The organism is Streptomyces durmitorensis (assembly GCF_023498005.1).
GTDB classification, from domain to species: domain Bacteria; phylum Actinomycetota; class Actinomycetes; order Streptomycetales; family Streptomycetaceae; genus Streptomyces; species Streptomyces durmitorensis.
This window is the reverse complement of sequence record NZ_CP097289.1, coordinates 9,247,072-9,271,573: the sequence shown is the minus strand read 5'-3', so window position 1 is coordinate 9,271,573 and position 24,502 is coordinate 9,247,072. Positions and strand designations below refer to the sequence as shown.

Here is a 24,502-nt window from a genome sequence, read left to right as displayed (position 1 = left end):
TCAGCGCACGGGCTGATGGTCCGGCAGGGGCGCGGGATGCTGGGGCAGGACGGGGGCGGTGAAGCGGACCGGGAGCGCGGCAAGGCCTCGGCTCCAGGGCGACTTGATCCACTCCAGTTCGCCCTGGGGGATGGCCAGTTCGAGGTCGGGCAGCCGGTGGCGGATCGTGTCCACGGCGGTGCGGGTGATGAGCCGGGCCGGGTCCTGGGCGGGGCAGATGTGCGGGCCCGCCCCGAAGGCCAGGTGGGAACGGTTGCCCACGACCGGTGTGCCGTCGTCCGGGAGGATCTGCGGGTCGGCGTTGGCCCCTGCCAGACCGAGGATGAGCATGTCGCCGGTGCGGATGTGCTGCCCGCCGAAGGTCATGTCGCGGGTGGCGTAGCGGGCGGGGAAGTTCTGCGTGGGCGGGAAGCGCCACAGCACCACGTCGAGTGCGTCGTCCACGCTGAGGTGGCCGCCGGTGAGCGAGGAGCGGAACTCCGGGTCGCACAGCAGGATGCGCAGGGTGGTGGCGATCCAGTTGACGGTGGTCTGGTTGCCCGCGACGAACATGACCACGAGGTTGTGCAGGACCTCTTCGTCGGTGAGCCGGGCCGGATGGTGCAGCAGGGCCGATGTGATGTCGTTGCCGCGCCGGCGCCGCTTCTCCTCGATCAGGTGGAGCAGGATCGCGCCCATGCGCTTGCTGGCGTCGGCGGAGGCGCTGGTGGCGGAGACCGTTCCGGCGACGGCCTCCACGAGGTGCCGTCCGGTCTGGTCGTCCAGGCCGAGCAGCTCGGTGATGACGCGCATCGGGAGCTTGCGCGCGTAGTCGGCCACCAGGTCGGCCTCGCTGCGCTCCGCGAACGCCACGATCACCTGCTCGGCCGTGGCCCGCACGGTGCGGCGCAGTTCGTGGCCGTTGATACCGGCCAGCGCGGCGGAGACGGCGGCGCGCATCCTGCGGTGCTGCTGTCCGTCGGCGAACAGCAGGGCGGGCCGCCAGCCGACCATGGGCAGGATCGGCGAGTCGGCGGGCACGCGCCCCTCCCGCAGCAGGCTCCAGCGGCGCGGATCGTGCGAGAAGTCCTGCTCGTCGCGGGTCAGTTGAAGCACTTCACGGTGGCCGATGACGAGCCAGGCGTCGACGCCCGGGGCGATGGTGACGGGAGCCACCGGTCCGTGGTCGCCGCGCAGTTGCTCGTACAGGGCGGGCAACGCATCGCCGTCGAGGTCGGGTCCGTAGAGCGCGGTCGTCGGCGCCGGGGTTCCGTTGACCGGGCAGCGTGCGGGCGGACCGGCCGCGGCGTGGGGCGAGGTCATGGGGTCTCCGTGGCGACGTCGATGAGGTGGCTGACGAGGGCGATCAGGGCCCGGACCGAGGACGCCGGGTCACGTGCGTCGCAGGCCACCACGGGGGTGTCGGGGAGCAGGTCGAGGGCCGCTCTGAGGTCGTCCGCGCCGTACTGGGGGCTGCCGGGAAAGACGTTGACGGCCACCGCGAAGGGCAGCCCGAGCTCCTCCAGGTTGCCCAGGGCGTCGAAGGACGCCTCCAGGTCACGCGTGTCCACCAGGGCGAGGGCACCGAGGGAGCCCTTGGCCAGGTCCCGCCACGCGGGCAGGAACCGCTGCTGGCCCGGGGTGCCGAACAGGTAGAGCACCAGCTCGCCGTCGATGGTCATCCGGCCGAAGTCGAGGGCCACGGTCGTGGTCGTCTTGCCGTCGGCGACGACGGTGTCGACCCGGGCGCCCGCCTGGGTCATGACGGCTTCGGTGGACAGGGGTTTGATCTCCGAGACGGTGCCGATCAGGGTGGTCTTGCCGACCCCGAGCGGTCCGACGACCAGGATCTTGGCGGCGCCCGCGACGCTGGAGGTGAGGTACTTCCCGGACCCGGCCCCCGAACTGGCCCCGGGCCCTGGAGCGGCCTCGGCGCCGGATGGTTGCGAGGCCTGGGACGGCGCGTCAGAGGCGGCTTTCGAGACCATGGAGGACCTTTCTGAGCATGGTCACATCGGTGTGTTCGGCCGGGGGCACGGGCGGGCGGGTCACGATGAGCCCCCATTCGAGGAGATCGCAGAGCAGCACCTGTACGACCGAGGGGGGCTGGCCGATGTGGGCGGCCACCTCGGCCACCGAGAGGAGCCCCTGGCAGTGCGCCAGGATGGTCTGGTGCTCGGGCTGGAGCGACGCGGGGAACGGCGCGTCCGTCGCCATCACCAGGGACTCCCAGGCCAGGGCCTCCGTGTCGGACGCCGCCCGTCCGCGAGTGATCACGTACGGGCGGATCGCCGAGGCCTTCGGCTCCTGTGGCCCTGGGCCGTTCATGACGCCGCGGCGGCCGGATCCCGCGGCTTGCTGCTCAGATGCGCGCCGATCTTCACCACGAGCAGCTGCATCTGCTGGGCCACAAGGCCGACGTCCGCCTCCAGGTCGGTGGCCACCCCCAGGTGCGCGCCCACACCGGCGTGGGTGAACAGCACGAAGCCGTGGTCGGACTCCAGCATCAACTGCCGTACGCCGGCGCCTGACCCGAAGAGCAGCGAGGTCGTCGAGCGGCCCGTCATGGTCATCGCCGCGCAGGCCGCGGAGAGGGACTCGGCCTCGGCGACGCTCAGGTCGGCCACAGGGCCGGAGAGGTTCTCCGCTGACGCGTGTCCGAGCCGCAGCCCGTCCTCGGAGACCACCACGCTGTGCCGGACCCCGGGGATCTCGATCAGCGGGCGGAGCATCCAGCCCAGGTCGGGAAGGGGGGTGATGATTCCGGTCACTGCCGGCCTCCGTCTTGCTCGTCGGGGGTGGGGGGTTGTGACGGTGTCACGGTCTGCGGGGGCTGCGCCGACGGGTTCGCGTCCGGCGCCGGGGCCCGGTCCGCGTCGAGGGCCGCGCGGCCGCGCAGCGAACCGGACACCACGCTGGCGATGGACGCGCGCGCCGCCTCCGGGGTCCAGGGGGCAGCGGGTGCGGCCGGGGGCGCCTGGCTCGGCGGCGGAACCGGCCGACGGGCGGCGGCCGGACCCGCCTGGCGCCGGTTCCGCCGCCGGGGCAGGCCGGCCACTGTCTCGCTCACGGGAGGTGTGCCCGGTGCCGCGGCCCGGGCGGACAACTCCACGTGCTCGGCCGGATCATGCTGTTCGTGCACCGGCGCGCCGCCGTGCTCCGGAGCCCCGCCGGATGCCGTCGGCTGCCGCGCGGGAAGGCCCACGGGCGGTTCGTGCTCGGCGGCCTGCCCCGGTGCCGCCGCCATCTGGGCGCTCACGCGATGGGACCCCGTGAGGTGCGAGGGCGGTTCGGTGAGCAGCCGGAACGGCACGAACGTCACGGCGCGCGTGCCGCCGTAGGCCGAGGCCCCGCTCAGCTCCACGTTGAAGCCGAGCTCCCGGCTCCAGCGGCCCACGCAGGCCAGGCCGAGGCGGGGCACCGCGCCCAGACGGGCCAGGTCCTGGTCGTCGCGGAGCTGCCCCATCGCCCGGTGCAGCACGTCCGGCGGCATGCCGAGCCCTGCGTCGTCGATCTCCAGGACCGCTCCGGCGCCCACCTCGCGGATGGTGACGACGACGTGGGAGCGCGAGGGCGAGAACACCGTGGCGTTCTCCAGGAGTTCGGCGATGGCGTGCATCAGGCCCTCGACCGCGGGCGGCACCGCGTAGAGCGTCTGTCCGCCGTGCACCTCGATCCTGCTGTACTCCACGATCCGCGACTGTGCGCCGCGTACGCAGTCGTACAGCGAGACCGGCCGTGTCTCGCGGCGGGCGGGCCAGATCCCGCACATCACCAGGAGTGTCTGGGCCTTGCGGGTCATCTGCGCGGCCGCGTGGTCGGCCTTCATCACCTCGCCCATGAGGTGCGGGTCGTCGATGGAGCGCTCGACCCGGTCGAGGACCTGCTGCTGCACCGTGGCCATCGCATGCATGGTGCGTGCGACGGACTCGAAGGCGGCCTGCACCGAGTCCCGCAGGCCGCGTTCGCGGCGTACCGCCTCGTCCGAACCCAGCGCCACGGCCACCGCCGCCAGCGCCCGGGCGAACTCCTCACCGGTCTCCCCCGGCGGGGCCAACGGCCCCGGCACGCCCTCGAGTCGCTGTCCGGCGCGCACCCTCTCCGCGATCGCCGGAAGCCGCACGCCCGCGAGGTGCGTCACCTCCGCCTCACGGACCGCGGCAACACGCTCCTGCCGGGCGCGCTCCGCCCGCTCGGCGGACAGCTGCCGGACCAGGACCAGTACCCAGGCGATCAGGAGCACCGCGACCGCGGCGCAGCCACCGGCCAGGACCTGCCGCCACTCGGCCGCCGCGTCAAGGGCGGCGAGCACCGCACCCGCGATCGCGAGGACCACGGCCACCAGCCACACCGCGGCCTCGCGGCCCACGGACCCGCGCTTGAGACGGCTCACCACGGCGCACTTGACCCGGCGATCGTGCACACCTTCACCACAACGAACGAACCCTCCCCGCAAGCACCGAACTCCCTTACGAATAGGGAGCGAGGCGATCTTAGGTCAACTCGGCATTTTTGGCTCGTCGTTGAGGAATCCTGCCTTCCGGACCACCTCCCCCTGCCGGGACTTGGCCGGAATCACTGCCTGGCGAGGGGGCATCGGGCGAGCAGAGCCGCCGGTTGTGCGGCATCCGGACGCGGCACGGTCCGGCTGGGCGGCGGCTGTTCGCCCCGGTCGATCCAGGCCGCCATCGCCGTGAAGGCCGAGCGGTGGCAGGGCACCAGGGGCCGCAGCTTGTCCGGGAACGTGTCGACTAGCGAATCGACGTGCGTGCCGCCCTCCACGCGGTAGTAGCGGAACAGATCGTCGCGGCCTGCGCCGCGCACCATCTTCGCGTAGACGTCCGAGTCCCTGCTGATGGGCAGCTGGACGTCGAGGGTGCCGTGCACGGTGATGAGCGGTTTGCCGATGCGTCCGGTCAGGGCGATCTTGCGCACGGCGGCGCGGACCTCCCGCGGCCGGGTCGCGTACGCGTAGTCGGCGTCGCACGCCGGTGTCCCCGGTGCGCAGAAGGGAGTTCCGGCCTCCGTCGCACCGTCGTAGCCCGGGTCGAGCTCCTCGCGGTAGATCCGCTGGGTCAGGTCCCAGTAGACTTGGTGGTGATAGGGCCACAGGAATTCCGAACCGGCGGGGAAGCCGGCGGCGACCATCTCCCGATGGGCTCTGCCCGCTCCTTCACCACCCGCCGCGTAGAGCGGATAGGCACGCAGCGCGGGCGGCAGGAAGTCGAGCAGGTTCGGGCCCTTGGTCCGCCACAGCGTGCCTTCCCAGTCCACTCCCCCGTCGTAGAGCTCGGGATGGTTCTCCAGCTGCCAGCGCACCAGATACCCGCCGTTGGACATGCCGGTGGCCAGCGTGCGCGCGGGTGGCCTGTGGTACCGCTGCGCGACCACCGTCCGTGCGGCGCGGGTGAGTTGAGTGACGCGGTCGTTCCACTCGGCGATCGCGTCGCCCGGCTCGGCCCCGTCCCGGTGGAAGGCCGCGCCGGTGTTGCCCTTGTCGGTCGAGGCGAACGCGTAGCCCTGGGAGAGCACCCAGTCGCCGATCGCCCGGTCGTTGGCGTACTGCTCGCGGACCCCGGGTGTACCCGCGACCACCAGGCCGCCGTTCCATCGGTCGGGCAGGCGGATGACGAACTGCGCGTCGTGCTTCCAGCCGTGGTTGGTGTTGGTGGCCGACGTGTCGGGGAAGTAGCCGTCGATCTGTATGCCGGGCACCCCGCGCGGCGTCGTCAGGCCCGCAGGGGTCAGCCCCGCCCAGTCGGCCGGGTCGGTGTGGCCGGAGGATACCGTCCCCGCGGTGGTCAACTCGGCCAGGCAGGAGTTGACCTGGCGCTCGGCGCCCGGCACCTTCAGCCTCGCCGAGGACGCGCAGTGCCGCGCGTCGCCGCCGTGGGTACCGCCGGACTGTTCGGCGGCGGCCGGGACCGCGGCGAGGGTGACGAGCACCGCCGTCAGGGCGAGGGCGCTGCGCAGCGACCGCGCGGTACGCGCCCTTGTGGGCAGGGGTCTGGGCGGATCCATGGGCGGATCAGTGGCGGGCACGGGTACCTCCGGGGGACGTGAACACGTACGGCCGACTGCGGCGGCTGCGTGGGGACCGTCAGGAGCAGGTGCCGTCGGCGATGACGTAATGGCCGGTCGGCGACTCCTTGAGGGTGTGGGTCACCGCGGTGTTGTAGAGGCCCATGTTCTGGTTCGAGCCCTTGGCGTAGACGTAGCCGCCGGTGGTGGTGGCTCGTCCCGACTGGACGTGCTGGTAGTTGTTCGCCGTCCAGCACTTGGCGGTGGAGCCCGTGGTGGAGGCGGTGAGCCCGGCCGACCGCGCGCCTTCCGTGCCGGCCGTGTCGCGGGCGGCCACGCTGTACGTGTGGCCGGAGCCGGGGCTGAGGCCGGTGTCCGTGAACGGCGGCCGGTTCGGCGTGGCGATACGGGTGCCGTCCCGGTACACGGCGTACGACGCGGCGTCGGTCACGCCGTTCCAGTTCAGAGTGACGGACGTGTCGGTCGCCCCGGTCGCGGCCAGGCCGCCCGGGGCGGGCAGACCGCCGGGGTCGGAGCCGTCGAGGCCGAAGAAGCCGGTGATCCAGTAGCTGGAGCAGATGGAGTCGATGAAGTTCGCCGTCCCGGTCGCACCGCACTCCTGTGCCCCTGTTCCCGGGTCGACCGGGGTGCCGTGGGCGATGGAGGGCACCCGGTCGACCTCCACGGCGACGCTTCCGGCCGTCCCGAGGTACTGCTCCCTGCGGGTCGAGTTGGGGCCGATGGCGGAGGTGCGGTCCGGGCTCTGGTCCAGGCCGTGGACGGCGGTCCACTGGTCGCGCAGTTCGTCGGCGTTCCTCTTGGCGACGGTGGGGTCGTTGTCGCCCTGCCAGATCGCCACCCGCGGCCAGGGTCCGCCGTAGCCGGGGTGGGCGTCACGGACTTCCTGGGCCCAGGCCGAGGGGGTGCGGTCGACGCCGGGGCTCATGCAGCTGTAGGCGGAGAGCACGTCGTCGGCACAGGCGTACGGGAGGCCCGCGACCACGGCGCCCGCCTTGAACACGTCCGGGTAGGTGGCGAGCATCACCGAGGTCATGGCGCCGCCGGCCGACAGACCGGTGACGTACGCCCGTTCCGGGTCGGCGCCGTACGCGGAGCCGGCGTGCGCCACCATCTGGCGGATCGAGGCCGCCTCGCCCTGGCCGCGCCGCGTGTCTCCCGGCTGGAACCAGTTGAAGCACTTGCTGCTGTTGTTGGCGGACGTCTGCTCGGGGAAGACGAGCAGGAAGCCGTGCTGGTCGGCGAATTTCACCAGGCCTGCGTTGTCGGCGTACAGCTGGGCGCTCTGGCCGCAGCCGTGCAGGGCCACCACCACCGCGGGCTCGGCCGCCAGGCTCGTCGGGCGGTACACGTACATGTTCAGACTGCCCGGATTCGCGCCGAAGTTGCCGACCTTCTCCAGGGCGACGGACGTCGGAGCCGCCTGCGCGGCGGGCGACGGCGCGCACACCGCTGCGGCCACGACCAGGCCCACGACGGCGGTCACCCGCCCCAGGGCCCGGCGCCATGGCCCTCGCCGGGCCGCCGCTCGGGCAGGGGGCCTTGCGGACGGCTGCGGATTCAACTGCGGATTCGACTGGGGATTCGACTGGGGATTCAATCGTCTCTCGTACGACGGCATGGCGGCTCCCGACGGAGTGCGACGCGCTCTCCGGGGCGGATCACGCGACCCCGGACCGTCCACTCCTGCCGTGGGCCGGTACGCCGGGGTGCCGGCAACCGTAGGAGCCACCGGAACCGGGGCAGAATGGCGACGGCCGCCACAACGCCGTCAACTGCCGCTGGTGTCGGACCTGTTGCCGCTCAGCATCGGTCCGTGCTATCAGCGTCCGCCGCGTGGTGACCAGGGGCGTCCGCGAGGCCGGACGGGACGGCCACCGGCGGGCGCTGGTTCACACCTAGGGCCTGTCCGACGGGCCGGCTGGGCGGTCTGCGGTGACCAGCCACGACGTGCTGCGCAGCCGGACCATGCCGTCCGCCGCCTCGTGGCCGCGCAGATGGTCCGTCAGGGCGCGGCGGGCGAGGACCCGTGCAGTCGCGTCGGCCTGCTCCATCAGGTGACGACCGGGGCCCGTTCCCAGCAGGAACTCCGCCGCGTCCTCGGCTCCGTCTCCCCATGCCCCGTAGGCCTGCGTCTGGTTGATGGTGATGCCGGTGAATCCAGCCGCGGTGAGGACCTCGCGGATACGGTCCGTGGCGGCCAGGGAGAACATGCCGGGCAGCCCCGGCTGCCCGAAGTCGCCGACCGGGAGGAAGTCGCGCAGTGCTGCCATCGCCGCCACCCAGTCATTGAGCGTGGCATCGGCCGGGCAGACGAATGCCAGGCGCCCGCCGGGTCGCAGCGTCCGGCCGATGTTGCCGAAGGCCGCTACGGGGTCGGCGAAGAACATCACCCCGTAGCGGCTGATCGCCGAGTCGAACGCGCCCGCCTCGAAGCGGTGTGTCTGCGCGTCGCCTTGTGTGAAGGAGGCGTTGGTGATGCCCTCTCGCTCCGCGCGGGCGCGGGCCTCGGCCAGCATCGGGCCGGACAGGTCGAGGCCCAGCGCGCGCCCTTGGGGTGCCCGGAGTGCGGCCAGGCGTGTGGTCTGCCCGGTGCCGCAGCCGAGGTCGAGGGTCCGGTGGTCCCCGGTGATTCCGGCGGCGTCGAGGAGAGGATCGTTGAAGCCCTCGTTCACGGCGTTCCAGCGGTCCTGGTTGCGGGCCCAGTGGGCACCTTCGGGGCCGTTCCATGCCTGTTCCTGCTCGGTGTTGATGATGTCTGGCACGGGTGCCTCCTGTGGTGGATGACGGAGAATGGGCGTGCGCCCAAACAGTATGGGCGCGCGCCCAAACTGGCAATCCCCGCTACTATCCGAGGGGTTGTGCGCCGTGAGGGCGGCGAAAGGCGGAACGGAAGAGGGCCCATGTCACCGCGCGGAGTAGCGACGCCGGACGTACGCGAGCGGCTGTTCGCGGCCGCCGAGCGCGTCGTGGAAAGGGACGGGCCCGGCGCGCTCACCAGCCGGTCCGTCACGACCGAGGCAGGCTGTGCCAAGGGGCTGCTGCATGTGCACTTCGCGGGGTTCGACGAGTTCGTGGCCGAGTTCTTCCTCGACCGGTTCGCGCGGACGGCCGCGAAGGCGCAGGCACTGTCGGGGCTCGCCGGGCAGGGCACGGTGGCAGGGAATCTCGAGGCCGTCGCCCTCGCACTGTTCGCCTCCGGCGGCCCCGCCATCTCAGGCCTCGCCATGACCCGCCCCGCCGCCGCGCTGCGCATCCGCGAGGCCCTGGAAGGAGGGGCGCCGGGCTTCGCCGCGATCCAGGAGGCCATCACCGGCTACCTGAAGGACGAGCAGGGACTTGGCCGGGTGGCGGAGACCGTCGACCCGTGCACGGTGGCCCTCGCCATCGTCGGCACCGCCCACCACCTCCTGATGACCAGCTGGCCGGGCACATCTGACCCGCGGCCCCCTATGAGGCGCCTGGTGGCCGCGTTGGTGGACGCCTAGGCGGTGTCCGACGGGTCGCGCGAACGGCCTGGTGGTCCTGGCGTGAATCGCGTGGGTGCCAGGGGGCTCGGGGCGGGCTCCTGGTGAGGACAGCCCCGGTCAGCGAGCGATCTCGTCCAGCGCTGGATGAGGTAGCCGCCGGCCAGATGCGCCCACAGGCACTCGAAGAACAGCATCGGGCAGCCGCCTCGGTCCGCGACACCTGTCGCGCACCCACCGCCCACGGGCGCACGCCGCTGAACTGGGCAATCATCGCGCTTCCCGCGCTCGCACTCCGGGCAACCCCGAGAGAAGCGACGTGGGGCGTGTGGCCAAGGTACTGGGGTCCGATGTACGCACCGGCGGGCAGGCGCCATGGGCGAAGGCCGGGCAAGGCGTCGTGGATGCGACGTGGGACGAGGACGCCGGGCCGGATGGTCTGCCAGCCACAGCGGTAACCCGCCGCGACCAGGGGCCGACGCACCGTGCCCGGGGAGGCGGCGCGCAGCGGTCAACCGTTCCCCTACCGAGGCCGGTTCGCCCCTCCCCGGTCGGCCTTCTCGGTGGAACCGTCCGAAGCAGGGCCCCTGCAGGGGCGTGCCGGAAGGCGGTTGCAGCGTGGACAAGCCCCTGATCGTCGGAGTCGACGGCTCGGATCCGAGCCTGCGCGCGTTGGACTGGGCCGTGGACGAGGCCGCGGCGCGCGGGGTGCCGCTGCATGTCGTCCATGCGTCGAGGTGGGAGTGGTACGAGGGGCACGAACCGTCCTTCGACATCAACCGGACGTCCGTACAGGCCCTTTCGGACCACATCGCGGCTTCGGCGGTCGAACGCGCCCTGCACCGCACCACCGTCGTGAAGGTGACGAGTGAGGTGCTGCCCGAGGACCCGGCCGTCGCGCTCGCCCTGATCAGTCCGGAGGCCTGTGCCCTGGTGGTCGGCAGCCGGGGACGCGGCGAGCTCGCCGAGCTGCTGCTCGGTTCGATCAGCCTGTCGGTGGCCGCGCACGCCACCTCGCCCGTGTTCGTCGTACGCGGCGGCGAGAAGAGTCTGCGGGGCGGGTTCCGCACCGTCGTCGTCGGCGTCGACGCCCCTCAAGAGGCGGACGGTGCGGTGGAGTTCGCCTTCCGTGAGGCAGCGGCGCGCAACGCCGCCGTGACCGTCGTCCATGCCTGGCGCCGCCCCGCCCGGGAGATCCCCGGCTCCCCCTCGACGGCGCCTGACGACCACCAGCGCCGGGCCACGGAGCTGGTCGAGGAGGCGGTACGGGACGCGAGGGCCGCCCACCCCGAGATCACGGTCCGCAGCGAGACGGTCGAGGGCCACGCGCGCACCGCGCTCCTCGCCGCTTCCCGGGACGCCGATCTCCTGGTGATCGGCGCCCGTCGCCGCAGGGGGCACGTCGGCATGCAGCTCGGCCCGGTCAACCACGCCCTGCTCCACCACTCGGCCTGCCCGGTGGCCGTCGTCCCGCACGCCTGACCGCTCGGGCACACGGCCTGAACTCCCGTATGCAGGAGGCAACGTGACACGAATCCGAACGACAGCCCTCGACGCTTCGTGGCGCGCGGCGAGCCATCCGGCCGTCGGCCAGGTCTACCGGATGAGCACTCCTCTCTACTGGACGAGCATGCCTCTGCTGACCGAACCGCTGCGGGCCGAGCACATCAAGCCACCCCGGTTTCCCGGGCACGAGGCACTCGCCCACCGCCGGAGGCGGCGGAGGCCGCCGCCGGGGCCTGGACCGGCTGACGCCCCCAACGCATCGCGGAGGTACGCACCATGACCACCCAGCAGACCATCACCGCCGGCATCGACGGCTCGCCCGAGAGCCTGGACGCCGCCGGCTGGGCAGCCCGTGAAGCCCTGCGCCGTGACCTGCCCCTCCACCTCGTCCACGCCTGCGACCCGCCGGTGGAAGGCAGTCGGCCGCCGGAGATCGACGTCCCGTTCCACCGCGAGGACGGCGCGCTCGACCGGGCCGTCCTCCGGCTCTCCCGCGAGCACCCCGGCCTGGGGATCCTGGACGAGCAGGTGACAGGACCACCGGTGCAGGCGCTGTCGGCGGCGGCCAGATCATCGGCTCTGCTCGTCCTCGGCTCACGTGGCTTCGGCGCGCTCACCGGGGTCCTGGTCGGCTCGGTCGCGCTGGCCGTCGCCGCGCGTGCCGCCTGCCCCGTCGCTCTGGTCCGGGCGGGAGACCACCCCGCCGACGAACACCGGGGCGCGGGCGGTTCGCGCCGCCCGGTCGTGCTCGGCCTCGACCTCGACCGCCCCGACGACGAACTCCTCGAGTACGCCTTCGACGCGGCGGCATCCCGCCAAGCGCCGCTCCATGCCGTGCACATCTGGACCGCGCCCCTGATCCCCTCCGCGGACGCCATCGACCCCGTGGAGGAGAAGTCGCGCCTTCTGGCGGCCGTACTCACCCCCTGGCGGCACAAATTCCCCCGCACACAGGTCACCGAGCGGCTCCTGCACGGTCTGCCGGGCCACCACTTGGTCAGGGCGGCTTCGACCGCCGGTCTGCTGGTCGTCGGCCGCCGCATCCCCGCCGGGCCGCATCTCGGACGGACCGCGCACGCGGCGATCCACCACGCCAGGTGCCCGGTCGTCGTCGTCCCGCACTACTGAGGGACCGCCCCCGCGGAGGAGACTCACCCGCGGCGGAGGATGTCAGGGATCCCGGTCGGCGCTGCGATCACCGGATGGCTGAAGACAACGCGGGTGGCCCGCTGAACTTCGTCGTCCGGCGGGCGCGGGGAGTGCTGGGAATCATGGATGAGGCGGCGACCACGGTGATCCGTGCGGTGGCCGGCGCGGTGCTCGACCGCATCGACCTGGACGACCTCGTGTCGCGCGTCGACGTGAACCTGATCGCCGAGCGGGTCGACGTGCGGCGCGTCGCCGACCGGGTGGACGTGGAGGGGATCGCCGACCGGGTCGACGTGAACCGCATCGCCGACCGCGTCGACGTCGATCGGGTCGCCGACCGGGTCGACGTCGACGCGGTGATCGTCCGGATCGATCTGGTGGGACTCACCGGCGGCGTGCTGGCCGAGATCGATCTCGGGCGGATCGTCCGGGACACCGGGGGCGGGATGGCGGCGGAGACCGCCGACGCGATCCGGCTGCTCGGGAGGCGCGGCGACCGGGGCGTCAACCGGTTCAGTGACCGGCTCCTCGGGCGTGCGGGGCCGCCGCAGGGCCAGGGGGACGGTCCGCCGCCCGGGCGTGCGCGGTGAGCGTTACAGGGCTCGGGTCCGGGACCCGGCCCGAACCGGCCGGGATCGTGTCGCGTGGCGTCGCGGCGGTGCTCGACGCGTTGGCCGTCGCCGCGCTCGGCTTCGCGGTCCAGGTGGGTGCCGGGTGCGTCCAACTCCTCGTCGCCGGGCCCCCGTTCCGGTTCCCCGAACTCCCCGGCTGGATCTCCGGCGCGGCGGGGTGGACCCTCGCCGTCCTGTACCTCGGCTGTTCCTGGGCCGCGATCGGGCGCACGGCGGGAGACATGCTGATGGGGCTGCGCGTCACCGGCCGCGCCGGCCGGCTGCTCGGGCTGCCGCGCGCCCTGGTGCGTGCAGCGCTGTGCGTGACGTTCCCGCTGGGGCTGTGCTGGATCCCCTTCAGCAGACGGCACGCGTCGCTCCAGGACCTGATGGTCGCCAGTGCCGTCCGCTACGACGGGCGTTGACGCCGTCCCGCGGTGCGGTCAGCGGGCGGCTTCACCCCTGCCGGGTGGGGGCGGGGGCCGGAGCCCGGGGCAGCTTGGCGGCGGCGGCGAACCCTCCGAACCCGATGACGGCGAGCACCACGAGCGCCACGGCGTAGGGCCCCACGGCCGGGTCCGCGACCAGGATGGTTCCCGCGATCGCGGTGCCCACCGAGGATCCGAGGTTCGACACACTGCGAGAGAGGCCGGATATCTCGCCCTGCTGGTCCTCGGAGAAGCTGGACTGCACCACGTTGACCGAGGGCGTCAGCATCACCCCCATCCCGAGGCCGATGAGCAGCAGACCGGGGACGGACGTCCAGGCCTTCGGTTCACCGTGGGCCATGGCGAGCAGCAGACCGATGCCGCAGACCGTCACGGCGAACCCGGTCATGACGAGCGTGCGTTGCTCGTGCTTCTTGGCGAAGCGCGCGGCGCCCAGCGAGGACACCAGGAGGCCGAGGGTGGACGCGCTGAAGATCACGCCGGTGTCGATCGCGTTGTACCCCCGGACGACCTGGAGGTACGCGGCCACCACGAAGGACACGCCCATGAGCATCAGCCACTGGGTGTGCTGGGTGATCAGACCGAGGTTGGAGGTGCGGTTGCGGAACAGGTCGGTGCGCAGCAGTGGTTGGGCCCCGGCGCGCTCCTTCGCCCGTATCCAGCGGAAGAAGCCGACCAACAGCAGGGCGCCGACCAGCAGCAGACCGCTCATCAGCCAGACGTTGTCGTCGGCGGCGAGGATCCCCATGACGACCAGGACCAGACCGGTCGCGGACAGCACCGCGCCGCCGGTGTCGAAGACGCGGCCGGGGTTCGGGGGGAGCGGATCGTCGATGCGCCGGGTCAGCACGATGATCACCGCGACCACCAGGGCCTGGAAGACGAAGGCGGCCCGCCAGCTGATCGCCGACGTGATGAGGCCTCCAATCAGCGGCCCCGCGGCGGCACCGATGCCGCCCATCGCCATGATCGCCCCGAAGGCACGGGCACGGTCGGCCACGTTCGTGAACAGGAGGGTGGTGAGGATGTACACGGGCGGGATGAGCAGGGCCGTGCCGACGCCCTCCAGGATCGAGTTGCCCAGGATGAGGACGCCGAGGCCGGGCGCCACCGCGCTGAGCAGCGCGCCGACCCCGTACACGGCGAGGCCGATGACGAGGCAGCGCTTGCGGCCGTACCGGTCGGTCAGGATGCCGCCCGGAATCATCAGGGCCGCCATGACGAGGAGGAAGATCGTGATCGCGGTCTGCACGCCCTGCACCGTGGTGTCCAGGTCCTCGCTGATGTCCTGGATCATGACGTTCATGTTCGAGCCCGCGAAGCTGCAGATGAACTGGGCGAGTGCGAGCGGCAGAAGCACCTGACGCGGCCAGGGGCGCTTCTCCTGCCGGGCGCCTGCTCCGTCTGGTGTGGACGGCACGGTCATCGCCTCGCCTCCTTGTCGCCGGCCGGACGACGGCCAGCCTCGTGGGACGCCCGCCCTGCGGCGTCACCCCCGGAGGGTGACGACCAGGGGTACCTGCCGGGGGCAACACTCGGGGCACAGCGGTGCAATCGGCACCCTCCTCGACTACGGAGGTCCCGGCATGGCCACGACCACTCAGCACCATCGCCCCGGCACCGCGCAGATAGCGGCCGGCGGGCTGACCATCTTCGCGGGGGTTCTCTTGTTCCTCTCCGGATCCATGGACTTCTGCCGTGGTCTCATGGCCGTCCTCGAGGACGACATCTTCCTCGCCACACCCGGGTACACCTTCGAGTTCGACCTGACGGCCTGGGGCTGGATCCACCTGCTCATCGGCACGGTGGCCGTGATCATCAGCTTCGGCCTGCTCGTCGCCGCGAAGTGGGCCAGGATCCTGGGCGTGATCATCGCCAGCCTGATGATCATCGCCAACTTCCTGTCCCTCCCCTACCACCCCGTCTGGTCCATCACCCTGATCGCGATGAACGGGTTCATCATCTGGGCCCTGTGCGTGGTCAAGAAGGAAACCGTCTACTAGCAGAGGTGGCCCATGAGGGACGGACGCGCGCCCACGGGCGCCGGGCAGAGGTGAGACGCCGGTGCACGGGACGCCGCCCGGGGTCAGGACCCTGCGGAACTACCGCCGGGAGTGGTTGTTCAAGGACGTGGTCGCAGGCGTCGTACTGAGCACACTCCTGGTGCCGCAGGGCATGGCCTACGCCGAACTGGCAGGACTGCCGCCGATCACGGGTCTGTACACCTCCGTGCTCTGTCTGCTCGCGTACGCCGTGGCAGGGCCCTCCCGCGTCCTGGTGCTCGGTCCGGATTCCTCGCTCGGCCCGATGATCGCCGCGACGGTCCTGCCGCTGCTCGCCGCCGACGGGGACAGCGGACGCGCCATCGCGCTGGCCTCGATGCTGGCCCTGATGGTCGGCGCGATCACGCTCCTCGCGGGGGTGGCGCGGCTCGGTTTCGTCGCCGATCTCATCTCCAAGCCCACCATGATCGGCTACATGAACGGCCTGGCCCTGACCATCCTCATCGGGCAGTTGCCGAAACTGTTCGGCTTCTCGACCGATGCCGACGGGCTGATCGGTGAAGTGGACGCCTTCGTCCAGGGGGTGGCGGACGGGCGGACGGTGGCGGCCGCCGTCGCGGTGGGCGGCGGCTGCATCCTCCTGATCCTGCTCCTGCAACGTCTGATGCCGAAGATCCCGGCCGTCCTCGTCATGGTGGTCCTGGCCATCACCGTGTCCGTCGTCCTCGATCTGGACGAGCACGGGGTGAAGACCGTCGGCCGACTCCCCGAAGGGCTGCCGCCGTTCACGGTCCCGCACATCGGCTGGGGCGATCTGGGCCCGCTGTTCGTCGGCGCCCTCGGCATCGCCCTGGTGTCCCTCGCCGACACCATCTCCAACGCATCGGCCTTCGCGGCCCGCACCGGGCAACAGGTCCGCGGCAACGACGAGATGATCGCGATCGGCACGGCAAACATGGCCGCCGGTCTGTTCCAGGGCTTCCCCGTGAGCACCAGCGGTTCCCGCACGGCCGTGGCCGAGCGGGCGGGGGCCAAGACGCAGCTGACCGGGGTGGTCGGTGCGGCGCTCATCGTCCTCATGCTCGTCCTGCTGCCGGGGCTCTTCAGCGATCTGCCGCAGCCCGCGCTCGCCGCGGTGGTCATCACGGCCTCCCTCTCGCTGGCCGACCTCGCGGGCACGAGGCGGCTGTGGCGGCAGCGCAAGGCGGAGTTCTGGCTGTCCGTCGCGGCCTTCCTCGGGGTGGCCCTGCTCGGTGTGCTGCCGGGGATCGCCGTCGCGGTGGGCCTGTCCATCCTGAACGTCTTCCGGCGCGCCTGGTGGCCCTACAGCACGGTCCTCGGGCGGGTGCCAGGCGTGGAGGGCTACCACGACGTGCGGTCGCACGAGAGTGCCGGGCTCCTGCCGGGTCTTGTGATCTTCCGCTTCGACGCGCCGCTCTTCTTCGCCAACGCCAAGGCGTTCCGCGAAGAGGTCCTGCGGTACACCCGCGCAGAACCGGCGACGCGGTGCGTCCTGATCGCGGCCGAACCGGTGACCGACGTCGACACGACCGCGGCGGACATCCTGGAGGAGCTGGACGCGGCGCTCCTCGAGCTCGGCGTGAGCCTGGTCTTCGCCGAGCTCAAGGACCCGGTGCGGCACAAGATCGAGCGCTACGGATTGACCCGTACCTTCGACGCGCGCCGCTTCCACCCCACCGTCGAGGCCGCCGTGGAGGCGTTCCGTTCGGACAACGGCGTGGACTGGGGCGAGACGCCCTAAGTGCCTGTTTGGGAAGGGCTCTTCGGAGAGGCCGGAGGCCTAGCCTGAGAAGGTGTCCGGCGGATTCGGAGTGGTGCAGGACCGCCGGTGTCCCAGTGCGGAGACCGGCTGCCACTGGACACGCGATCGGACGCGCGGTTCTGCTGCGCCACGTGTCGTTGCAGGCAATGGCAGCTCAGCCTTCGGGTCCGGCGGCGCTGGGCGGCCGTCCACCGCGGTGCGGGGATGCGGCAGTGCCCGGAGTGCGGGACTGCGTGGATCGCCTCGCTGGAGCGCCGCAAGGACGCGGTGTTCCGCTCCGGCCGGTGCCGGACCCGGGCCTGGCGGCGCCGGGCGGAATCGTTCAGCAAGCTGTCACAGTGACGGCACCGTGAACGACTCACCCCGTCAGATTCGCCCTTCTATCGGGCAGTTGGAGTCGATTCTTGCGGTTTCACTGCGGCGGGTCGACGGTGGCGTCGTGCGGGCCGAGCCCCGCCGCCGGCACCGCGCCGACGCCCCGGCCCGCCTGGTGGGGTGGTGGCTGCCATGCCCGAGACCGGCGAGAAGACAGGCCAGGTCACCCGCGAGCGGTTCGACCAGATCATCGCCGAGCTGCGCGAGGAGATGGAGACCGACCGGCGCATCCAGTTCGTCGTCGGAGACCGCGCGCTGGAGGTGGAGCCGATGCGCCCGGCGGGCGGCTCGCCCACCGCCATCGGTGACCTGCCCACCGTCTCGGCCTCGCTGCACCTGCTGGCCGAGGAGTCGGCATCCCGTATGAGACGGTCCGCAACAGCCGCTGGGTCGCCTCCCGCTGGCCGGAGAACTACCGCCGGGCCGGGCTGTCCTTCCACCCTTCCTGCTCGTCCGGCAGCTCTTGGTCGCTGGGTTCATCCGGGCCCATGACGGGGTTCTACCCGGGGTCTTTGATCAGCAGCGGGATCCCGAACAGGCACTCAACCCACCCGCTCATAGGTAAGGACGGTCTTCGGGTGGTTGCCGATCTTGCGTAGGCGCAGCGGGCCGTCCGAGGACTTCACGTCGAAGGAGTACTCGAGCTCCTCCGGCGGGCAGTTGACGGTCCTGGTGCCCTGATCGAGCTTGAAGTTGCTCATGGACAGGTCGTGCTGGTCTATGCCGGTGACAACGGCGCTGCCCTTGCATCGCGGGCCGGTGCGGGACTCGATGACCACGCGTGCCCATCTGCCCGGCTCGACCTGGTGGATGGTCAGCTGCTGGCTGCCGTCCGTGGCTCGCCACCGGCCCACGAACCAGGGGTGGATGGGCTTGTACTTCATGGCCACCTTGGCGAATCCGGAGCCTTTGCGCCAGGTCAGCGTGGTGGTTCTCACCATGCCGCGATCGACGAAGTCCACTCGGGCGCCACCGTCGCGGATGCGGGCCTTCGGCCAGGCGATGGTGTTCTTGGTCGGGTCGGTGGTCCAGGAGGAGAGGTCCCCGGTGGCTACGGCCGCGATCACTTCTTGCGGTTCGTCGCCGTCCCTGCAGTGCGCGCCGAAGCCGGCCGCGAGCCACACGGTGTCCCGGTACGCCTTTGCCCTGATACCGCCGCACGGTTTGGTGCCGGTCTCATAGACCGTCTTCCGGGCGGACCAGGCGTCGTCAGAGGCGTCGCGATGCTGCGCCTCCAGGCCGCGGCGAGTGAAGCGGAGGGACACCTGCCGGCCGTCGGACAGTTCGAGGACGGTGTGGTCGTCGTCGGCCTCGACGACCCGTGAATCAGGCTTGTCCTCGGGTTCGCGGTGGGACTTCGTGTGCTTCGCGCTGCTGCCGGACGGTCCCTTGTCCGATTGCTCGGCGCAGCCGCCGACGGCTGCGCCGAGCATCAGCACCGCTACCGCCCACGCCGCTGCGCTCTTCGTTCTCATGCCGTGTCAGCTCCCCTGTACGCCGCGCCGCGATGCCCGGGCCGGTGGGTGGCACGAACTCGGCGATGCTAGCCGGTGGGCGGCCCGCCCTGCTCGGCCCCCGGCACGGTGCGGCCCCGGCGGTTCCGTCACTCGTCGAGGACGGCGGCGACCGCACCCGGGCCCGCGCCGCCGCCTCCCGCACCTCCAACTCCCCGATCAACGACCCCATCAGCGTCGCCTCCTCCACCCACACGGTAGGGCTCGGCCAACCGGGCCAGGACCCTCACCGCGATGAACCGCATCATGGGCCGTGTCACCGATCGGCGGAAGTTGTGCCGGTGGTCAGGTCCTCTTCGACCAGTCGGTGCGGGGGCCTTTGCGGGTGATCCTGCGGGTCATAAGGGTGATGAGTCCCTAGGTCAGATGGGCTTCCGAGTGGTGGGGGAGCCGTTCGTAGTCGCGGACGTTCCGGCGGGATTTCATGATCCAGCCAAGGGTGCGCTCGACTTTCCAGCGTCGGGGAGGGACCACGAAGCCTTTCGCGCCGCGAGGCCGCGAGACGGTCTTGAGGGTCATGTCCAGGAAGTCGCCCGACCAGTTGATGAGCTGGCCGGCGTAGGCGGAATCAGCCCAGATCTGGGTGATCTGCGGTTGCATCACGCGCAGGCGCCAGAGGAGTTCGCGGGCGGCATCGCGGTCGGCCTGGTGTGCTCGATCTGGCGGACCGCCGGAACCCGGTCACGAATACGGCCCCGGGTCTCCTCGGAATTGTCGAACTGGGCCCGGTTCACCACCGAACGCGTCGTGTCGTTGCGCATAGCCTGCCGCGCGACCCGTGGCCGCTGGAGAAGCTCCTCGGTCACCGTCTGCGCGACCTCGTCGTCCCGGGTCAGCTCCTGAACCACCCGCACCCGCCCGGCGCGGGCAGCGTCGCCGCCGCCTCCGGCCGGCGAAGAAGGGTCACCGCGACCTGGGCGGCGACCTCGTCGTCCCCGGTGAGATCGGTGACGGCCTGTACCTTCTCCTCGACCGAGACCGGCGTGTCCACCCGCTGCCCGACCAGGCGTTTCGCCCCGTCGTTCGTCCAACCTCGTCGGCCCGTGCGCTGGTTGAACGGAGGGTCCTCAATCTGTGCCCACCGCTCGCTGTCACCTGCGGCGTTCGGCTACGGCGTCACCGTGACGGAACTCCGCGACACCTTCGACCGCCAGGCCCGCGTGCGGCACCGCGAGGAACAGAACACCGCCGACCGCTGGCGCTCGACCCCCACCGTCCACTCACGCGCGCAGACCGGACACGTCATCACGTCCCCACGCTGCATCGCCGCCACCCGCCGCCGTGCCTGTTCCAGGGCTCGCCACCGCCGTGACCTGCACGTACCCGAGCAGAACACCGCTGCCGCCGAACCGTCCCGCCAGACCTCATGACCACCAGGATCCAGCCGTACAGGCCGCCCGACTAGAGATCTCAAACACTCACCAAGGCCGGGAGGATCCACTGGCCGTGACCGAGAGCACGTGCGTGCCCCACGGCGGCAGATCGACGTAGAGCCCGTCCGCCGCCAGCTCCGCGCCCGGGCGCTCGTACCGCTCGGCGTCGAGGATCCCGGTCAACTCCCAGGTTCCCTGGCTCAGTTCGCCCCAGGGCAGCCTCACGCATGCCTGTGCCCGATGCTCCGAGAGGTTCACCACGGTCAGGAACCGCCCCGCCTCACCGGACCAGGAGGAGGCGACCAGGGCACGGCCGGAGTCGTTGTCGGGCCAGCCGTCGCTGTCCAGGAGCTGCCACCGCCCCGTACGCATGGCGCTGCGGTGCACGGCCGACAGGAGACGCTCGTGGAACGCCCGCAGGGAAGGATCCGGCGGCTCATCCGGACGCCGGTCGAGGAAGACCGGCAGGTGGACGCGTCGCCCGGTGAACTGGCCCTCGTGCCACAGGGTGGCGCCGGGCAGCGTGGCGATCAGGACGGCCGCCGCCCGCTCCTTGGCCGGGGGCAGGGTGCGCGCGGCCCGCGGCTCGTCGTGGTTCTCCAGGAAGCGCACGAGCCGGCGCTGGTACTGCTCGTCGGCCCGCAGGTGCGCCCGGACCGAATCGGCGCTCTCGTTCAGGACCCGGTCGTAGAGACGCTTGTCGTAGCAGAAGTCGAACCCCTGCTCCTGCAGGGCCCATTCGAGGTCCCAGTACGCCTCGGCCGCGAAGACCATGTGGGGATGCTGCCGGCGGACGGCAGCCACGACCTCGGGCCAGAACTCCTCCTGCGGCTGGGTCCCCGCCCGCTCGCCCCACGTCCGCGCGAAGACGTCGTTCATCAGCAGCATCGCCATGTCGCAGCGCACCCCGTCGCAGACCCGGCCGATGTCGCCGAGCACCTCCGCGGTCGCCCGCCGCAGGGCCGGGGCGAAGGCGTTCAGCTGCACCACGTCCGGCCAGGGCGGGAAGAACGGGTCGCGGCCCCGCGCGAGCACCGCGCGCCCTGTGTCGAGGAACCCGGCCGGATCACGCCGGACGTCCTCGGCGTCACCCTGCACGAAGTACTCGGGGTGCTCGCTCACCCAGGGGCTGTCGGGGGCCACGTGGTTGGGCACGTAGTCGAGCAGCAGCCCCACTCCCCTGCGGTCGAGTTCGCCGCGGGCGGCCGCAAGGCCGGCGCCGCCGCCGAGTGCCGCGTCGACCTCGTAGCGGCGGATGCAGTACGGCGATCCGGCGATGTCCTCATCGCCGATGTCCGGGACGGCCTCGGCGAACGCGCCGCGCAACGCCGGGTTGTCCAGGGCGATGGCCCGTCCCCCCGGGCTGCGCTCCCACACCCCCATCAGCCAGACGGCGTCGATCCCGGCGGGCGTGATCTCGTCCCACACGTCCTTGGGTACGTCCGCGAGGCCGACGGGACGGCCGGCGCGGAGCCCGATCTCCCGCAGCCATACGCGGGTGTTGACCTCGTGCACGACGGGCTGCGCGGGCAACTCGGTCATCACTTGTGCCTCCTCGCGGATCCGGAGCGGAAGTCGTCCGGTCCGAGCGTGCCGAAGATCTTCATCAGGGCCGCGACCAGACCGGTCCAGCCCGTCTGGTGCGATGCGCCGACTCCCGCGCCGTTGTCGCCGTGGAAGTACTCGTAGAAGCTGATCAGATCGCGCCAGTGCGGGTCGTCCGTGAACTTCGCCTGGCCGCCGTACACGGGCCGCCGTCCGTCGTCGCCACGCAGGAAGATCCGGGCGAGGCGGCCGCTGATGTCCTCCGCGACCTCGTACAGGTTCTTCCGTACCCCCGAGCCGGTCGGGCACTCGACGGTGAGGTCGTCGCCGTAGAAGCCGTACAGGTTGAGCAGACCGCGGATGACGAGGGCGTTCATCGGCAGCCAGACCGGGCCGCGCCAGTTGGAGTTGCCGCCGAACATGCCGGTGTCCGACTCGGCGGGCAGATAGCCGACCTTGTACTCCTCGCCGTGCACCCAGAACGTGTACGGGTGCTCGGCGTGGTGGCGGGAGAGCGCCCTGATCCCGTAGGGGCTCAGGAACTCGTCCTCCGACAGGAGCCGGGCCAGCACGCGCACCAGCTTCTTCTCGTCCAGGACGGACAGGAGCCGCGGGCCGCCCGCCGTACCGGCCTGCGCCGAGGTCAGCGTCACGGACAGCGAGGGGTGGCGCGCGGCGAACCGCCGCAGCCGCTCGCTCAGACCGGAGAGCCGGGCCAGCTGGTCCGGCTGGAAGACGGTCGAGGCACACAGCGGAAGCAGCCCCACCATGGAGCGGACCTTCAGCCGGACCGCCTGTCCGTCCGGCAGCCGCAGCACGTCGTAGAAGAACCCGTCCTCCTCGTCCCACAGCTCGTCGTGGAGGTCCCCGACGCGGTCCATCGAGGCCGCGATCCACAGGTAGTGCTCGACGAACTTCAGGACCAGATCCTCGTACGCCGGGTTCTGCTCGACGAGTTCCATCGCGATCTGCAGCATCGACTGGCAGTACAGCGCCATCCAGGCGGTGCCGTCCGCCTGTTCCAGGGAGCCACCGGTGGGCAGCGGGGCGCTGCGGTCGAAGACGCCGATGTTGTCGAGGCCGAGGAAGCCGCCCTGGAAGATGTTGCGGCCGTTCGGGTCCTTGCGGTTGACCCACCAGGTGAAGTTGGTGAGCAGTTTCTGGAAGGTGCGCTCCAGGAACGCGTGGTCGGCGTGGCCGGTCGTGCCCTTCTCCATCGTGTAGACGAAGTACGCGGCCCAGGCGTGCACGGGCGGGTTGACGTCGCCGAAGTTCCACTCGTAGGCCGGTATCTGGCCGTTGGGGTGCAAGTAGGCGTCCCGCAGCAGCAGTTCGAGCTGCTCCTTGGCGAAACCGATGTCGACGACCGACAGGCCCACGGCGTGGAACGCCAGGTCCCAGGCGGCGAACCAGGGGTACTCCCACTTGTCCGGCATCGAGACGATGTCGTCGCTGACCATGTGGAACCACTCGCCGTTGCGTATGCCGGGACGGGGCGGGCTCCACGGGGTCAGGTCGTGCTCGGCCAGCCACATCTCCAGGTCGAAGCCGTAGTACTGCTTGGACCAGAGCATCCCGGAGAGCGCCTGGCGCATGACGCGCGCCTCGTCCTCGCTCGCCCCCTCGGGGGTCAACTCCCGGTAGAAGGCGTCGGCTTCGGCGATGCGGTCCTTGAACACCGTGTCGAAGCCCCGGGTCAGGGAGAGCTGCGCGCCGGCGGGGCCCATCCGAAGCCGCAGTGTCTGCGACCCTCCCCCGGGAATGGTCAGCGTGTGGTGGGCGGCCGCCTTGGTGCCCTCCTGCGCCGGGTTGACGGCGCTCTCGTCCCCTTCCACGACGTACCGGCCGATGGCGTTCTTGACGTAGGGGCAGGCGTTGGGCGAGCCGAACAGCCGCTCGTGGTCGGTCTCGTTCTCCGTGAACAGCAGCGCGGCCCCCTCGCCGCACCGCAGGTCGTAACTGCCGAGCTGAGGGTGGTCGGCCCGGACCGTGACGGTCGAGCGCGGCCCGTCGACCGCCCGCATCCGCGGCCTGGCCTCCCCCTCGTGCTGCTCGCCCCAGGACCAGGTGTTGCGGAACCACAGGGTCGGCAGCACGTGCAGGGTCGCCTCGTCGGGCCCCCGGTTGTCGACGGTGACGCGCATCAGGATGTCGTCGTGGTCCGCCTTGGCGTACTCCACCGTCACGTCGAAGTACCGGTCGTCGTCGAAGACGCCGGTGTCCATGAGCTCGTACTCGAACTCCTGCCGTGTGCGGTCCCGGTTGACGGTCACGAGATCGTTGTACGGGAACGCGGCCTGGGGGTACTTGTACAGGTACCGCAGGTAGGAGTGGCTGGGGGTGCTGTCGAGGTAGAAGTAGTACTCCTTGACGTCCTCCCCGTGGTTGCCCTCGCCGTTCGTGAGGCCGAAGGCGCGCTCCTTGAGGATCGGGTCGCGGCCGTTCCACAGGGTGAGGGCGAGGCACAGGCGCTGCTTGTCGTCGCAGATGCCGCCGAGCCCGTCCTCGCCCCACCGGTAGGCGCGTGAGCGCGCGTGATCGTGCGGGAAGTAGGACCATGCGTCGCCGCCGGGGCTGTAGTCCTCGCGGACCGTGCCCCACTGCCGTTCGCTCAGATACGGGCCCCACAGGCGCGACCTTCCGCTCCCGTCGCCGTTCGGTCCGATCCGTCCGGCGTGCGTCCGCGTCTTCATGCGCGTCTCCCTGCCT

At 71.4% G+C, this 24,502-nt stretch carries 24 protein-coding genes; 9 read left to right on the top strand and 15 right to left on the bottom strand.

Translation table 11 applies throughout. The features are described from left to right. The 8 genes from M4V62_RS40985 to M4V62_RS40950 form a co-directional block, all read right to left on the bottom strand. Nucleotides 1-1,302, bottom strand: coding sequence for a cytochrome P450 (locus M4V62_RS40985; protein WP_249592275.1), 1,302 nt, complete (start codon nucleotides 1,300-1,302; stop codon nucleotides 1-3). Further along, a complete protein-coding gene (locus tag M4V62_RS40980; protein ID WP_249592274.1) occupies nucleotides 1,299-1,967 on the bottom strand; it encodes a GTP-binding protein in 669 nt (222 codons plus the stop codon). The genes M4V62_RS40985 and M4V62_RS40980 overlap by 4 nt, the downstream gene beginning before the upstream one ends. After that, nucleotides 1,945-2,307, bottom strand: a complete 363-nt coding sequence (locus M4V62_RS40975) for a DUF742 domain-containing protein (protein ID WP_249592273.1) — start codon at nucleotides 2,305-2,307, stop codon at nucleotides 1,945-1,947. Before M4V62_RS40975 ends, M4V62_RS40980 begins: the two co-directional genes overlap by 23 nt. Beyond that, nucleotides 2,304-2,750 (bottom strand): roadblock/LC7 domain-containing protein, encoded by a 447-nt coding sequence (locus M4V62_RS40970; RefSeq protein WP_249592272.1) that lies wholly within the window; start codon nucleotides 2,748-2,750, stop codon nucleotides 2,304-2,306. The genes M4V62_RS40975 and M4V62_RS40970 overlap by 4 nt, the downstream gene beginning before the upstream one ends. Continuing rightward, nucleotides 2,747-4,402, bottom strand: coding sequence for an ATP-binding protein (locus tag M4V62_RS40965; RefSeq protein ID WP_425575140.1), 1,656 nt, complete (start codon nucleotides 4,400-4,402; stop codon nucleotides 2,747-2,749). Before M4V62_RS40965 ends, M4V62_RS40970 begins: the two co-directional genes overlap by 4 nt. A 152-nt stretch (nucleotides 4,403-4,554) precedes the next feature. Beyond that, nucleotides 4,555-6,000 (bottom strand): 3-hydroxybutyrate oligomer hydrolase family protein, encoded by a 1,446-nt coding sequence (locus M4V62_RS40960; RefSeq protein WP_249592271.1) that lies wholly within the window; start codon nucleotides 5,998-6,000, stop codon nucleotides 4,555-4,557. 79 nt (nucleotides 6,001-6,079) lie between these two features. Next, entirely contained in the window at nucleotides 6,080-7,639 is a 1,560-nt protein-coding gene (locus M4V62_RS40955) for an extracellular catalytic domain type 1 short-chain-length polyhydroxyalkanoate depolymerase (protein ID WP_425575141.1), read from the bottom strand. Between the two features lie 277 nt (nucleotides 7,640-7,916). Further along, nucleotides 7,917-8,783 carry a class I SAM-dependent methyltransferase gene (locus tag M4V62_RS40950; RefSeq protein WP_249592270.1) on the bottom strand — a complete coding sequence of 289 codons (867 nt, stop codon included), beginning with the start codon at nucleotides 8,781-8,783 and terminating at the stop codon, nucleotides 7,917-7,919. Nucleotides 8,784-8,921: 138 nt separating this feature from the next. Between M4V62_RS40950 and M4V62_RS40945 the strand changes: the two genes are divergently transcribed. The 5 genes from M4V62_RS40945 (at nucleotide 8,922) to M4V62_RS40925 (ending at nucleotide 13,176) form a co-directional block, all read left to right on the top strand. Next, nucleotides 8,922-9,506: a TetR/AcrR family transcriptional regulator gene (locus M4V62_RS40945; protein ID WP_249592269.1), complete on the top strand. Its 585-nt coding sequence runs from the start codon at nucleotides 8,922-8,924 to the stop codon at nucleotides 9,504-9,506. A 597-nt stretch (nucleotides 9,507-10,103) separates the two neighbouring features. Beyond that, the gene (locus tag M4V62_RS40940) at nucleotides 10,104-10,967 is read left to right on the top strand and encodes a universal stress protein (protein WP_249592268.1); all 864 of its coding nucleotides are present in this window, start codon (nucleotides 10,104-10,106) and stop codon (nucleotides 10,965-10,967) included. Between the two features lie 300 nt (nucleotides 10,968-11,267). Further along, complete coding sequence (locus tag M4V62_RS40935) at nucleotides 11,268-12,119, top strand: universal stress protein (RefSeq protein ID WP_249592267.1); 852 nt, start codon at nucleotides 11,268-11,270, stop codon at nucleotides 12,117-12,119. A 74-nt stretch (nucleotides 12,120-12,193) separates the two neighbouring features. Then, nucleotides 12,194-12,730, top strand: coding sequence for a hypothetical protein (locus tag M4V62_RS40930; protein ID WP_249592266.1), 537 nt, complete (start codon nucleotides 12,194-12,196; stop codon nucleotides 12,728-12,730). Beyond that, nucleotides 12,727-13,176, top strand: a complete 450-nt coding sequence (locus M4V62_RS40925) for an RDD family protein (protein WP_249592265.1) — start codon at nucleotides 12,727-12,729, stop codon at nucleotides 13,174-13,176. Before M4V62_RS40930 ends, M4V62_RS40925 begins: the two co-directional genes overlap by 4 nt. Before the next feature lie 31 nt (nucleotides 13,177-13,207). Here M4V62_RS40925 and M4V62_RS40920 read toward each other — a convergent pair whose 3' ends face one another. Beyond that, nucleotides 13,208-14,626 carry an MFS transporter gene (locus tag M4V62_RS40920; RefSeq protein ID WP_249592264.1) on the bottom strand — a complete coding sequence of 473 codons (1,419 nt, stop codon included), beginning with the start codon at nucleotides 14,624-14,626 and terminating at the stop codon, nucleotides 13,208-13,210. A gap of 160 nt (nucleotides 14,627-14,786) precedes the next feature. On the opposite strand from M4V62_RS40920, the gene M4V62_RS40915 reads away from it, so the two are divergent. The 3 genes from M4V62_RS40915 to M4V62_RS40905 all read left to right on the top strand — a co-directional run bounded on the left by M4V62_RS40915 (nucleotide 14,787) and on the right by M4V62_RS40905 (nucleotide 17,853). Beyond that, nucleotides 14,787-15,203, top strand: a complete 417-nt coding sequence (locus M4V62_RS40915; protein ID WP_249592263.1) for a DUF7144 family membrane protein — start codon at nucleotides 14,787-14,789, stop codon at nucleotides 15,201-15,203. Between the two features lie 61 nt (nucleotides 15,204-15,264). Continuing rightward, nucleotides 15,265-16,965, top strand: a complete 1,701-nt coding sequence (locus M4V62_RS40910; protein ID WP_249592262.1) for a SulP family inorganic anion transporter — start codon at nucleotides 15,265-15,267, stop codon at nucleotides 16,963-16,965. A gap of 528 nt (nucleotides 16,966-17,493) precedes the next feature. Further along, complete coding sequence (locus M4V62_RS40905) at nucleotides 17,494-17,853, top strand: hypothetical protein (RefSeq protein ID WP_249592261.1); 360 nt, start codon at nucleotides 17,494-17,496, stop codon at nucleotides 17,851-17,853. 50 nt (nucleotides 17,854-17,903) lie between these two features. Here the strand turns inward: M4V62_RS40905 and M4V62_RS40900 are convergent, their stop codons facing one another. The 4 genes from M4V62_RS40900 to M4V62_RS43665 form a co-directional block, all read right to left on the bottom strand. Continuing rightward, nucleotides 17,904-18,836, bottom strand: coding sequence for a hypothetical protein (locus tag M4V62_RS40900; protein ID WP_249592260.1), 933 nt, complete (start codon nucleotides 18,834-18,836; stop codon nucleotides 17,904-17,906). Between the two features lie 396 nt (nucleotides 18,837-19,232). Beyond that, on the bottom strand, nucleotides 19,233-19,475 hold the full coding sequence (locus M4V62_RS40895; protein WP_249592259.1) for a hypothetical protein: 243 nt from the start codon (nucleotides 19,473-19,475) through the stop codon (nucleotides 19,233-19,235). Beyond that, nucleotides 19,475-19,723 (bottom strand): DUF6192 family protein, encoded by a 249-nt coding sequence (locus M4V62_RS43670; RefSeq protein ID WP_283779140.1) that lies wholly within the window; start codon nucleotides 19,721-19,723, stop codon nucleotides 19,475-19,477. Before M4V62_RS43670 ends, M4V62_RS40895 begins: the two co-directional genes overlap by 1 nt. After that, entirely contained in the window at nucleotides 19,708-19,947 is a 240-nt protein-coding gene (locus M4V62_RS43665; protein WP_283779175.1) for a DUF6192 family protein, read from the bottom strand. Before M4V62_RS43665 ends, M4V62_RS43670 begins: the two co-directional genes overlap by 16 nt. A gap of 49 nt (nucleotides 19,948-19,996) precedes the next feature. Between M4V62_RS43665 and M4V62_RS40885 the strand changes: the two genes are divergently transcribed. Further along, nucleotides 19,997-20,245 carry a hypothetical protein gene (locus M4V62_RS40885; protein ID WP_249592258.1) on the top strand — a complete coding sequence of 83 codons (249 nt, stop codon included), beginning with the start codon at nucleotides 19,997-19,999 and terminating at the stop codon, nucleotides 20,243-20,245. A gap of 48 nt (nucleotides 20,246-20,293) precedes the next feature. Here M4V62_RS40885 and M4V62_RS40880 read toward each other — a convergent pair whose 3' ends face one another. After that, entirely contained in the window at nucleotides 20,294-21,790 is a 1,497-nt protein-coding gene (locus M4V62_RS40880) for an alpha-amylase family protein (protein WP_249592257.1), read from the bottom strand. Next, nucleotides 21,790-24,486, bottom strand: a complete 2,697-nt coding sequence (locus M4V62_RS40875; protein ID WP_249592256.1) for an MGH1-like glycoside hydrolase domain-containing protein — start codon at nucleotides 24,484-24,486, stop codon at nucleotides 21,790-21,792. Before M4V62_RS40875 ends, M4V62_RS40880 begins: the two co-directional genes overlap by 1 nt. Nucleotides 24,487-24,502: the final 16 nt, after the last annotated feature.